Genomic DNA, 11,204 nt, shown 5'->3' with positions numbered 1-11,204 from the left:
TCCTGTGGGAGCGGCTTTAGCCGCGAAGAGGCCGGTACAGGCACTACAAAAACCGCTTTTGAATTCCCTTGATTGTCTGTAGCCTTCGGCGTCCGATAATAATCCGCGCCCGCAGAGGGCCGTGGCGGTGTACCTGCCGTCCGGCACCCTTAGCCGATCTGCCAGGGCCGGGTGATACACTCGATTTGACGCGCACGCGCGCCTGCAGGTCCAGCGATCATGACCCAGATTTCCGAACGCCTGTTGGTTCAGGCCCACCTTGACGCCAAGCAGCCGAACCCGCTGACTGCCGAGCAGGAGGCCGAATACCGTGCGGCCATCGCTGCCGAGCTGAAAGCGCAGAATGCCGTGCTGGTGGCTCACTACTACTGCGACCCGGTCATTCAGGCGTTGGCCGAAGAGACCGGCGGTTGCGTATCCGATTCACTTGAAATGGCCCGGTTCGGCAAGAACCACCCGGCCGAGACGGTGATCGTCGCCGGTGTGCGTTTCATGGGCGAAACCGCCAAGATCCTCACCCCGGAAAAGCGCGTGCTGATGCCGACCCTGGAGGCCACCTGCTCGCTCGACCTGGGCTGCCCGGTCGAGGAGTTCTCGGCCTTCTGCGACCAGCACCCGGAGCGTACCGTGGTGGTTTACGCCAACACCTCCGCTGCCGTGAAGGCGCGGGCTGATTGGGTGGTGACGTCGAGCTGCGCGCTGGAAATCGTCGAAAGCCTGATGGACAACGGTGAGACCATCATCTGGGGGCCGGACCAGCACCTGGGTCGCTACATCCAGAAGCAGACGGGTGCCGACATGCTGCTGTGGGACGGTGCCTGCATCGTTCACGAAGAGTTCAAGTCACGCCAGCTGGCCGACATGAAGGCGCTGTATCCGGATGCCGCCATTCTGGTGCACCCAGAGTCGCCGGAAGCGGTGATCGAACTGGCCGACGCGGTGGGCTCCACCAGCCAGCTGATCAAGGCGGCGCAGACCCTGCCCAACAAGACCTTCATCGTCGCTACCGACCGCGGCATCTTCTACAAGATGCAGCAGCTTTGCCCGGACAAGGCATTCGTCGAAGCGCCAACCGCCGGTAACGGCGCGGCGTGCCGCAGCTGCGCACACTGCCCGTGGATGGCGATGAATACCCTGGAGCGCGTGCTGCACTGCCTGCGTAACGGCGGCGATGAGATTTTCGTCGATCCGGCGCTGGTGCCAAAGGCGATCAAGCCGTTGAACCGTATGCTGGATTTTACCCAGGCAGCTCGCCTGAAACTCTCCGGTAACGCCTGACGCAAGACCGCGTTGCTTTCTTCGCGGGTAAACCCGCTCCCACAAGAAGCGCAAAGATCTTGAGCGCTGTGCAGTTTCTGTGGGAGCGGGTTTACCCGCGAATAGGCCGTCAGCGCCCCATCATTTCCATAACCATGCGCTTCTGCTCCATGATCTCGCGCTGGCGCTGGTCGATCTGCGATGCCAGCGGGAAGTTGCCGCCCGCCCGGCGCTTGGCGTAATCCAGCTGCTGGATCGCCTGGTCGAAATCCCCCACCAGGGTGAAGTATTCCGCGCGCGCCCGGTGCAGGCCGATGGTGTTGCCCGACAACCCGCGCACTTCAGCCATGTCGTACCAGACGTCCGGGTCATCCGGTCGGCTCTTGAGCAGGTCGTCCAGCACCTTCTCGGCCTCGGCCGGCTTGTTCTGTTTCACCAGCAGGTCGGCACGCACCTGTTTCAGTGGGTAGTTGCCGGGGTAAAGCCCCTGCATGCGCTCGGCGCGCTGCTGCGCGTCGGCCAGGCGGTTGTTGGTGATATCCAGGTCGATCTGAGCGAGGTTGTAGGTGATGTCGTTGGGCGCCTTGGCCAGCAATGGCTTGAGGTTTTCCCGCGCTTCGTTGAGCTGGCCGCCCTTGATCTGCGCCAAGGCCAGGCCGTAGCGCGCAGCGTCCAGTTTCGGGTCTTCGTCGAGCTGGGCGCGGAAGCGCTTGGCCGCAAGGCCTGGAGTGCCCTCGTAGGTGAGTGCAACGCGGGCGCGGATCAGCTGGTAGCGCTGGCTGTCCTCGACGCCGCCCTTGGGCGCCTGTTCGGCGCGGTTGCGGGTGTCGGCGATACGCGATTCAGTTACCGGGTGAGTCAGGAGGAATTCTGGCGGTTTGGCATCGTAGCGGTACTGGCGCGCCAGGCGTTCGAACATGGTTGGCATATTGCGCGGATCGTAGCCGGCCTTTTCCAGGTTCTGGATACCGACGCGGTCAGCCTCCTGCTCGTTCTGCCGCGAGAAGCGCCGTTGTTCCTGAATAGCCGCAGCCTGGGTGCCGGCGATCATGCCGATGCCGGCATCGCCTGCGCCCCCGGCCGCCAGCACGATACCGGCCAGCAGGGCAGCCATCATTGGCAGTTGCATGCGCTGCTGCGCCTCGACGCCTCGGGCGAAGTGGCGTTGCGACAAGTGCGCCAGTTCGTGCGCCAGTACCGAGGCGTACTCGCCTTCAGTCTGGGCATTGAGGAACAGGCCACCGTTGACGCCGACGATACCACCAGGGGCGGCGAAGGCGTTGAGCTCGCGGCTGTCGATCAGGATGAATTCCAGGCGCCGGTCTTGCAGTTGGCTGGTTTCGGCCAGGCGGTAGACGGTGGTTTCGACGTAGTCCTTGAGCTGCGGGTCGTTGAGCTGGTTGACCTGGCCGCGCAGCAGGCTCAGCCAGGCGCGACCGAGGTCGTGCTCTTGTTTCGGCGAGACGATCGCGGAGCTGGCATCGCCCAGTGACGGCAGGTCGTCGGCATGGCCAGGAAGGGCCATCAGGCAGGCCAGCGCCAGCAGGGTGGGGCGCAGTAGATTCATGCAGAAGCTCGCGTCGGTCGAAAAGCCTTACTGTAGCCGGGTCGCGCGGAGCCGACCAGAGGCGGTATGCTACCGGGCTTTGCCCAAGACTGTCCGCCCCGCCCTGGAGACGCGCCCGATGAGTGACACCCTGACCTGCGACGCCGAACTCGACGCCAGCGGGCTGAATTGCCCACTGCCGCTGCTGAAGGCGAAGATGGAGCTCAACCGCCTGGCCAGCGGTGCGGTACTCAAGGTTATCGCCACTGATGCCGGTTCGCAGCGCGACTTCCGCACTTTCGCCCAGCTTGCCGGTCATACCCTGCTGCATGAAACGGCCCAGGCCGGTACCTACACCTACTGGCTACGCAAGGCCTGACCCACCCCAAGGATCGTCAATGTTCAAAGTGCTTCGCGACTGGATAGAGCGCTACTTCTCCGATGAGGAAGCAGTGGTGCTGGCGGTCCTGCTGTTCCTGGCTTTCACCGCAGTGCTCACCCTCGGCGGCATGCTCGCGCCGGTGCTGGCGGGCATGGTCCTGGCGTTCCTGATGCAGGGCCTGGTCAACGCCCTGGAGCGCGTGCGGGTGCCGACCCGGCTGGCGGTAATGCTGGTGTTTGCCCTGTTCATGGGGGCGCTGGCGGTGTTCATGCTGGTGCTGGTGCCGCTGCTTTGGCATCAGCTGATCACGTTGTTCAACGAACTGCCGGGGATGCTTGGCAAATGGCAGTCGCTGTTGCTGCTGCTGCCCGAGCGGTATCCGCACCTGGTGTCGGACGAGCAGGTGCTGCATGCGATCGAGTCGGTACGGGGCGAAATCGGCAAGTTCGGCCAATGGGCGCTGACCTTTTCGCTGTCGAGCTTGCCACTGCTGGTCAATGCGATGATCTACCTGGTGCTGGTGCCGATCCTGGTGTTCTTCTTCCTCAAGGACCGTGAGCTGATCGGGCGCTGGGTCAGTGGCTACCTGCCGCGCCAGCGTACCTTGCTGAGCCGGGTAGGCAGCGAGATGAACCGCCAGATCGCCAACTACATTCGCGGCAAGGGCATCGAGATCCTGATCTGCGGGATAGCCACCTACATCGCCTTCATCAGCCTGGGGCTCAATTACGCCGCGCTGCTGGCGCTTCTGGTGGGGTTGTCGGTGGTGGTGCCCTACGTGGGCGCTGTGGTGGTGACCGTGCCGGTGACGCTGATCGCGCTGTTCCAGTGGGGGTGGGGCGACCAGTTCATCTTCCTGATGACGGTGTACGCGATCATCCAGGCGCTGGATGGCAACGTGCTGGTGCCGCTGCTGTTCTCCGAGGCGGTGAGCCTGCACCCGGTGGCGATCATCTGCGCGGTGTTGCTGTTTGGTGGGCTGTGGGGGTTCTGGGGGATCTTCTTTGCGATCCCGCTGGCGACCTTGATCAAGGCCGTCCTGGATGCCTGGCCGCGGCAGGAGCCGAGCGTTTCACCGATGCTTTGAAGGTAACTGGGGCCGCTTTGCGGCCCCAATCAATCTCAAGCCTTGTTCAGGGCCTGGGCAGCTGCCAATACGGCATCCACATGCCCCGGCACCTTCACGCCACGCCATTCCTGGCGCAGCACACCGTCCTTGTCGATCAGGAAGGTGCTGCGGTCGACGCCCATGTATTCCTTGCCGTACAGCTTCTTCAGCTTGATCACGTCGAACAGCTGGCACAGGGCCTCGTCCTTGTCGCTGATCAGCTCGAACGGAAAACCTTGCTTGGCCTTGAAGTTCTCGTGCGACTTGATGCCATCGCGCGACACACCGAACACCACGGTGTTGGCGGCGGTAAAGGCGTCATGCTGGTCGCGGAAGCCCTGGCCTTCGGTGGTACAGCCCGGGGTGCTGTCCTTCGGGTAGAAGTACACCACCACCTGCTGGCCCTTGAGTTCGGCCAGGCTGACAGTCTGGCCGCCGGTGGCCTGGGCCTGGAAGTCGGCGACGGGTTGGTCGAGTGCTACAGCCATGGTCGGTTTCCTTACATGGGGTTTTGTGGGCGCCACGGCTCGATCAGGGCATCGAGGTTCAGGGCGTCGGCGAAGTCCAGGAACTGGTCACGCAGCCAGCTGATCTGGGTGCCGGCCGGCAGGATCACGGTGAACTGGGCATTGAGCATGCTGCTGCCGGTCTGCGGCGCCAGGTAGGTGTCGCAGGTCATGGCTTCGAGCTCGACGCGGTGGTCGAGGAAGAACTGGCACAGCTCGTTGATGATGTCCGGGCGGTAGGCGGCGCTGACGTAGGCCACGTAGGGCAGGGCTTGTGGGCGCACTTCCTGGTCGGCGCTGCGCACCACGTCGAGGGTCAGGCCGTGTTTCTTGCCCAGGCCCGGCAGCATGGCTTCGAGGCGAGCCAGGGCATCCCAGCTGCCGCCCACCTGCAGCACCAGGGCGCTGGTCTCGCCGTGGCGGCTCAGGCGCGAGGTGACCACCGCGCAGCGGTTTTCGAAGGCGGCGCGGCTGAGGACGTTGGCCAGCTCCATGGGGTTGGGGCCCAGGGCGCTGATGACAAGGAATTGTTCGCGGACGGTGGGGGTGGACATGCAGCATTCCTAAAGCGATGAGCGGTCGGTGCAGGACGGGCGAAAGCCTCCTGTCGGCAGGGCCCGGGGCTCGCATGCGCGGACGTGGACGCTGGCCGGGGAGCAAGGTCGACGGCCCGGCGGGCCGCGCTGCACCGATCAAAGGGTCAAGGGTAGCGAAATAAGGCGCCGAGGGGAATGCTCCGCCCGCCTGCTTCGCTTGTGCAAGGTCGATGCCCCCAGTACCATTACCGCTCTCTTTTTCCGGCAGGAGCAGTTACATGATTGCGGGCAGTATGGTGGCGTTGGTCACACCCATGGATGCACAAGGGCGTCTGGACTGGGTCAGCCTCGACAAACTTGTAGACTTCCACCTGGAAAACGGCACCCACGCGATCGTCGCAGTCGGCACCACCGGTGAGTCGGCCACGCTGGATGTCGAAGAGCACATCCTGGTCATCAAGCACGTGGTCGAGCGCGTCAAGCGCAGCAACAAGCCGATCCCGGTGATCGCCGGCACCGGTGCGAACTCCACCACCGAAGCCGTGCACCTGACCCAGAACGCCAAGAATGCCGGCGCCGACGCTTGCCTGCTGGTCGTGCCGTACTACAACAAGCCGACCCAGGAAGGCCTGTACCAGCACTTCAAGCACATCGCCGAAGCCGTCGACATTCCGCAGATCCTCTACAACGTGCCTGGCCGCACCTCCTGCGACATGCAGGCCGAGACCGTGATCCGCCTGTCGAAGGTCAAGAACATCATCGGCATCAAGGAAGCCACCGGCGACCTGGCCCGCGCCAAGGCCATCCTTGACGGCGTCGACAAGGACTTCATCGTCATGTCCGGCGACGACCCGACCGCTGTCGAGCTGATCCTGATGGGCGGCAAGGGCAATATCTCGGTCACCGCCAACGTCGCCCCGCGCGAAATGGCCGACCTGTGCGAGGCCGCCCTTGAGGGCAATGCCGAGAAGGCCCGCGCAATCAACGAAAAACTCATGCCGCTGCACAAAGACCTGTTCTGCGAAGCCAACCCGATCCCTGTGAAGTGGGCGCTGGTGGAAATGGGCCTGATGCACAAAGGCATTCGCCTGCCACTGACCTGGCTGAGCGAAGGTTGCCACGAAAAAGTCCGTACTGCCTTGCGCCAGTCCGGCGTACTGGTTTAAGAGGAAGTACACCGCATGAAGCGACTGGCTGGTCTTTCCGCGCTCGCCCTTATCATTTCCAGCACCAGTGGGTGTGGCTGGCTGTGGGGCGAGGATGGCTATTTCCGCGACCGCGGCAGCGATTACCTGCAGGCGCACCCGACTGCGCCGATGCAACTGCCGCCGGACGCCGGCAACGTCAAGCGCCTTGACCCGTTGCTGCCGATCCCCCGCAATGTCGCTGACGATCGTGCCTCTGGCGAGTTCGAAGTGCCGCGCCCGCAACCGTTGACCGCCGGTGCCGAAGCCAGCGACTACACCCTGCAGCGCAGCGGCAGCAGCCGCTGGGTACTGGCCCAGCACTCGCCGGCCGAAGTGTGGCCGGTGGCTCACCAGTTCTTCGAGGACAATGGCTTCCGCATTGCTGAAGAGCGCCCGCAGACGGGTGAATTCAACACCACCTGGCAGCGTTTCGACGAACTGTCGGCATCCCTCGGTCAGCGCCTGTCGAGCACTGCCAGCAATGGCGACAGCGAAGTGCGTGTGCGTGTTCGCATCGAGCCCGGCGTACAACGCAACACCTCCGAGGTGTACATCGTCAGCGTCGAACGCCCGGCCGGCAGCACTGCCGACACTGCGTTCCCGTCCACTTCGGCCAACACCGGCGCTGACGCGCTGCTGGTCGACGAAATGCTGGCCAGCATGAGCCGTAGCGCCGAGAAGGGCGGTTCGGTTTCGCTGCTGGCTGCACGCGACTTCGACGCCCCTAGCCGGGTAAGCCTGAGCGAAGACGGCAGCGGTAACCCCGTGCTGTTCCTCGGCTCGGACCTGGACCGTGCCTGGTCCGGCGTGGGCCGTGCCCTGGAGCAGGGGGGCGAGTGGCGTGTCGAGGACATCAACCGCAGCCTGGGCCTGTACTACATCAACCTGTCGGAAAAGCCTGAAGACAAGCAGAACGAGCCTGGCTTCTTCAGCCGCATGTTCGGCAGCGCACCGACCAAGGAAGAACGTGAAGCCCGTGCCGAGCGTTATCAGGTACGCCTGAGCAAGGTTGGCGAGAGCGTGCAGGTCACCGTCGAGAAGAACATCAACACCGTGGCCCCGGCCGATGTCGCCCGCCGCGTGCTGAGCGCCATTCAGGACCATCTGGGCTAAGTGCGCTTCGCGGTACTCGGAAGCGGCAGCCAGGGAAATGGCACGCTGATCGCCAGTGGTGACACGTTCATCCTGGTCGATTGCGGCTTTTCCCTGCGCGAAACCGAGCGGCGTCTGGCGCTGCTCGGGGTGTCGGCGGCACAACTGAGCGCCGTGCTGGTGACCCACGAACATGCCGACCACGTGCATGGGGTGGGGTTGCTGTCGCGGCGCTACAATGTACCGGTCTATCTCAGCCAAGGCACGTTGCGCGGCATGCGCAAGCCGGTGGAGGTGACCGGTTTTCTCGCTTGTGGCGAGCGCCTGCAGATCGGCGCCCTGGAAGTGAGTGCGGCACGGGTCGAACACGACGCCTACGAGCCGTTGCAGTATGTGTTCAGTGACGGTCGCCGACGTTTCGGCATGCTCACCGACCTGGGCTCGTATGATGCGCTGCTGCTTGAACGCTATCAGGGCCTGGACGCACTGCTGATTGAAGCCAACCACTGCCGCGACCTGCTCGCGCGCGGTCACTACCCGGCCTTCCTGAAGCAGCGGGTCGGTGGCATGCAAGGGCATTTGAACAACCACCAGGCCGCGCGCCTGGTGCAAGAGTTGGGCTGGAACAACCTGCAACACCTGGTGCTGGCCCACCTCAGCAGCAAGAATAACCTGCCACATTTGGCCCGCCAGTGCTTCGTCGACACCCTCGGGTGCGACCCGGACTGGCTCCAGGTGGCGAATCAGGAACACGGGCTCGACTGGCGCGAAATCGCCTAGCCCAACACCTCAGCAAGCGGAGCCCAATCATGGAAAAACGCGACGAACTCTACCGCGGCAAGGCCAAATCGGTTTACAAGACCGACGACGCCGACCGCTTGATCCTGCTGTTCCGTAACGACACTTCGGCGTTCGACGGCAAGCGTATCGAACAGCTCGACCGCAAAGGCATGGTGAACAACAAGTTCAACGCCTTCATCATGCAGAAGCTTGAAGAAGCCGGCGTGCCGACTCAGTTCGACAAGCTGCTGGGCGACAACGAGTGCCTGGTGAAGAAGCTGGACATGATTCCGGTCGAGTGCGTGGTGCGCAACTACGCCGCCGGCAGCCTGGTCAAGCGCCTGGGCGTGGAGGAGGGCATCAAGCTGGAGCCGTCCACCTTCGAACTGTTCCTGAAGAACGACGAGAAGGGTGACCCGTTCATCAACGAATCCCACGTTGTCGCGTTCGGCTGGGGTACCGCCGAGCAGCTGGTCGAAATGAAGAAGCTGTCGCTGAAAGTCAACGAAGTGCTGAGCAAGCTGTTCGACGACGCCGGCCTGCTGCTGGTCGACTTCAAGCTGGAGTTCGGTGTGTTCCACGGTCAGATCGTCCTGGGCGACGAGTTCAGCCCGGACGGCTGCCGCCTGTGGGACAAAGAGACCCGCAAGAAGATGGACAAGGACCGCTTCCGCCAGGGTCTGGGCGACGTGATTGAAGCCTACGAAGAAGTTGCCAAGCGCCTGGGCGTGCCGCTGTAAGGCGCCCGCTCACGCAAGCGCCTGATACCACGTGATTTTTTTTGAAAAAAGGTTTGCCTTTTAAAGATTCGCTGGTATGATGCGCGGCATTGGAGAGATGCCGGAGTGGTCGAACGGGACGGATTCGAAATCCGTTGTACTGGCAACAGTACCTAGGGTTCAAATCCCTATCTCTCCGCCATACGCGAAGTAGCCGAAGCCCCCGAAAACGTTGAGTTTTCGGGGGCTTCGTCGTTTCCGGGGTATCAGTCAGGGAAAATTCAGGGCAGCACCTTTTATTGTCTGGTCGCCCTCCATGGCTGCACCTGAATCATCTCGATATCGATACTGGCAAATCGCTATTTCCCCTGTCATGACTTGCCCCTACAATCGGATGCTCTTGCAGTCGGTTGGGTAGTCCAGCCGCATCAGCTAGTCCCAGGGAGAAGGCCTCGATGATCAATTCACCGCTTCAGTTCGGCATTTCCATTTCCGCCGCAGAGCTGGCCGAGCAGGTCGAGATGGCGATGATACCGAGGGCGGTTGATGGTGTCTGGGAGGTGTTGTACCGGGATTATGGATCAGAGGGGGGCGAGAAGCTCTGCGAATTCCTGGAGGGGCGTTTGGGGCGGCTGCAGCGGGCACGTGCTCGTATCGCCCTGATCGATCGGCAAATCAAGCGGTACAGCCTCAACCTGAGCGCATTCGAGATCGCTGGGGCGCTGACCTCGATCGAGTCCCTGTACCACGAATACGAGCAAGCGCTGGACAAGCTTGTTCATGGCATTCATGAGCAGGCGGCTGGCGGGTTGCAAGGTGCGGCCGATCGGATGGTGGCAGTGGGGCGTCTGAATGGCTTGAACAGCCGTGTTGCAGAGGCGCTGGGCAGCGACCTGCTGACCCTGCAGCGCTTGCTCTCAAGTGACTACGGCCAGTATTTCCTGCGGCCGTTCCATGAGCAGCAGAGCAGTCGCGACTTCGTTTCTTATTTCTACGCGAGCAAATACTGCTACGCGCGTTTCTTCCTCGCCCAGGTCAAGGCGTTCTTGCTGCTGCATTTGGTTCAGGCCGATCCCTGTTCGCCATTCCGGATCAAGGATGAACTCAGGGCGTTCGAAATCCTGCTGGGGCGCCAAGAGGTGGAAATGACCCGCCAGTTGCCCCAGGAGGTCAAGGCCCTGGTCCAAGAGCTGGCGCTGGCGTCCCAGGGTGTACGTGACGCCATCGCGGTATCGTTCCGTTCGGGCTTGGGCGATCATGGCCTGCGCTATGGCGATGATAACGGCGTGCACCTTTCCAACGTGGTTCAGGAGTGGCGGCTGGAGCCCATCGAGCCGCTGGTGTTCAACCCGCATAATGATCACCGTTTCCGGGTCAAGCATGCAGTGTCTGGCCGGATCCTCCAGCTGGACGGCCCGGACGGCGCCATTGGGGTCAAGGATTACAAGGACGCCAAGGGTGGCTGGAAGATCAGCTGGAATGTCTCGCACCGGGTGTTCAACCTGCAATTCAAGGGCGAGGCGAAGGACCGCAACAATGACTTGCGCCTGATTGCCCGCACTGGCCCGAACAAGGCAGCGACCGAGGTCCGCCTGAGCGGCAAACGGGTCAATCACCCGTACGAGAACGAGCAGCAATTCCTTATCGAGCCCTATAACCAGCCTTTCGCCGAGCGCGAACGGCTGCTGGTCGACGAGCACCTGAGGCCGGGGGGCTACCTGACCTCGGAGGCGGGTGCCTATACCTTGCATTACCGGCATGACGGCTCGGTAGAGCTGGTCAAGGGGCGCGATGGCAAGGTGGTATGGTCGGCGGCAGCGGGCCACCCGGTGCCGCCGGAGCGTCTTATGCTCCAGCCCGATGGCAACTTCGTGGCCTATGACATGCAGGGGTCGCCTTACTGGGCCTCCGGCAAATACTTCAAGGACCAGCAAGCCTTGTATCGACGTTCGGTGCTGCGGGTACGCAAAGACGGTCGCGTGGAAATTCGCGTACCTGGGCAGGAGATTTTCTGGATCACCCCGCAGCCATGACGGCACAAGCGGCAGGGGGGCGCGTCATGCTCTTGAAAGCGCCAGCTGGAGCGCTATC

At 62.8% G+C, this 11,204-nt stretch carries 11 protein-coding genes and 1 tRNA gene; 9 read left to right on the top strand and 3 right to left on the bottom strand.

The window, feature by feature from the left end; all coding sequences use genetic code 11:
* Positions 1-219: 219 nt before the first annotated feature.
* Positions 220-1,278 carry a quinolinate synthase NadA gene (gene nadA / locus APH27_RS22915; protein WP_027919943.1) on the top strand — a complete coding sequence of 353 codons (1,059 nt, stop codon included), beginning with the start codon at positions 220-222 and terminating at the stop codon, positions 1,276-1,278.
* A 109-nt stretch (positions 1,279-1,387) separates the two neighbouring features.
* Here nadA and APH27_RS22910 read toward each other — a convergent pair whose 3' ends face one another.
* Positions 1,388-2,824 (bottom strand): M48 family metalloprotease, encoded by a 1,437-nt coding sequence (locus APH27_RS22910; RefSeq protein ID WP_027919942.1) that lies wholly within the window; start codon positions 2,822-2,824, stop codon positions 1,388-1,390.
* Between the two features lie 118 nt (positions 2,825-2,942).
* On the opposite strand from APH27_RS22910, the gene APH27_RS22905 reads away from it, so the two are divergent.
* Both APH27_RS22905 and APH27_RS22900 read left to right on the top strand, forming a co-directional pair.
* The gene (locus APH27_RS22905; protein ID WP_060485977.1) at positions 2,943-3,182 is read left to right on the top strand and encodes a sulfurtransferase TusA family protein; all 240 of its coding nucleotides are present in this window, start codon (positions 2,943-2,945) and stop codon (positions 3,180-3,182) included.
* Positions 3,183-3,201: 19 nt separating this feature from the next.
* Positions 3,202-4,272: an AI-2E family transporter gene (locus APH27_RS22900; RefSeq protein WP_027919940.1), complete on the top strand. Its 1,071-nt coding sequence runs from the start codon at positions 3,202-3,204 to the stop codon at positions 4,270-4,272.
* A gap of 35 nt (positions 4,273-4,307) precedes the next feature.
* On the opposite strand, the gene APH27_RS22895 is transcribed toward APH27_RS22900, so the two are convergent.
* Together APH27_RS22895 and APH27_RS22890 are read right to left on the bottom strand one after the other, a co-directional pair.
* Entirely contained in the window at positions 4,308-4,781 is a 474-nt protein-coding gene (locus tag APH27_RS22895) for a peroxiredoxin (protein ID WP_027919939.1), read from the bottom strand.
* A gap of 11 nt (positions 4,782-4,792) precedes the next feature.
* On the bottom strand, positions 4,793-5,353 hold the full coding sequence (locus APH27_RS22890) for a glycine cleavage system protein R (RefSeq protein ID WP_013973793.1): 561 nt from the start codon (positions 5,351-5,353) through the stop codon (positions 4,793-4,795).
* 260 nt (positions 5,354-5,613) lie between these two features.
* Between APH27_RS22890 and dapA the strand changes: the two genes are divergently transcribed.
* The 6 genes from dapA (at position 5,614) to APH27_RS22860 (ending at position 11,146) form a co-directional block, all read left to right on the top strand.
* Positions 5,614-6,501: a 4-hydroxy-tetrahydrodipicolinate synthase gene (dapA, locus tag APH27_RS22885; protein WP_027919938.1), complete on the top strand. Its 888-nt coding sequence runs from the start codon at positions 5,614-5,616 to the stop codon at positions 6,499-6,501.
* A gap of 15 nt (positions 6,502-6,516) precedes the next feature.
* Positions 6,517-7,635 (top strand): outer membrane protein assembly factor BamC, encoded by a 1,119-nt coding sequence (gene bamC / locus APH27_RS22880; RefSeq protein WP_060485976.1) that lies wholly within the window; start codon positions 6,517-6,519, stop codon positions 7,633-7,635.
* Positions 7,636-8,394: an MBL fold metallo-hydrolase gene (locus tag APH27_RS22875; RefSeq protein ID WP_027919936.1), complete on the top strand. Its 759-nt coding sequence runs from the start codon at positions 7,636-7,638 to the stop codon at positions 8,392-8,394.
* Between the two features lie 29 nt (positions 8,395-8,423).
* Positions 8,424-9,134, top strand: a complete 711-nt coding sequence (gene purC / locus APH27_RS22870; protein WP_011535129.1) for a phosphoribosylaminoimidazolesuccinocarboxamide synthase — start codon at positions 8,424-8,426, stop codon at positions 9,132-9,134.
* 91 nt (positions 9,135-9,225) lie between these two features.
* A tRNA-Ser gene (locus tag APH27_RS22865) sits at positions 9,226-9,315 on the top strand.
* Positions 9,316-9,568: 253 nt separating this feature from the next.
* Positions 9,569-11,146: a hypothetical protein gene (locus tag APH27_RS22860; protein WP_060485975.1), complete on the top strand. Its 1,578-nt coding sequence runs from the start codon at positions 9,569-9,571 to the stop codon at positions 11,144-11,146.
* The last annotated feature ends 58 nt before the right edge of the window (positions 11,147-11,204 follow it).

This window comes from Pseudomonas sp. NBRC 111123 (genome assembly GCF_001320205.1).
Classification (GTDB): domain Bacteria; phylum Pseudomonadota; class Gammaproteobacteria; order Pseudomonadales; family Pseudomonadaceae; genus Aquipseudomonas; species Aquipseudomonas putida_J.
Note: the sequence above shows the minus strand (reverse complement) of the source record. Positions and strands in the feature narration are given on the sequence as shown.

What these genes read in the sequence shown, in the direction of transcription:
- bamC (WP_060485976.1), top strand. Translation starts at nt 6,517, where the DNA reads ATGAAGCGACTGGCTGGTCTTTCCGCGCTCGCCCTTATCATTTCCAGC.
- APH27_RS22890 (WP_013973793.1), bottom strand. Translation starts at nt 5,353, where the DNA reads ATGTCCACCCCCACCGTCCGCGAACAATTCCTTGTCATCAGCGCCCTG.
- APH27_RS22900 (WP_027919940.1), top strand. Translation starts at nt 3,202, where the DNA reads ATGTTCAAAGTGCTTCGCGACTGGATAGAGCGCTACTTCTCCGATGAG.
- APH27_RS22860 (WP_060485975.1), top strand. Translation starts at nt 9,569, where the DNA reads ATGATCAATTCACCGCTTCAGTTCGGCATTTCCATTTCCGCCGCAGAG.
- dapA (WP_027919938.1), top strand. Translation starts at nt 5,614, where the DNA reads ATGATTGCGGGCAGTATGGTGGCGTTGGTCACACCCATGGATGCACAA.
- APH27_RS22910 (WP_027919942.1), bottom strand. Translation starts at nt 2,824, where the DNA reads ATGAATCTACTGCGCCCCACCCTGCTGGCGCTGGCCTGCCTGATGGCC.
- nadA (WP_027919943.1), top strand. Translation starts at nt 220, where the DNA reads ATGACCCAGATTTCCGAACGCCTGTTGGTTCAGGCCCACCTTGACGCC.
- APH27_RS22895 (WP_027919939.1), bottom strand. Translation starts at nt 4,781, where the DNA reads ATGGCTGTAGCACTCGACCAACCCGTCGCCGACTTCCAGGCCCAGGCC.
- APH27_RS22905 (WP_060485977.1), top strand. Translation starts at nt 2,943, where the DNA reads ATGAGTGACACCCTGACCTGCGACGCCGAACTCGACGCCAGCGGGCTG.
- purC (WP_011535129.1), top strand. Translation starts at nt 8,424, where the DNA reads ATGGAAAAACGCGACGAACTCTACCGCGGCAAGGCCAAATCGGTTTAC.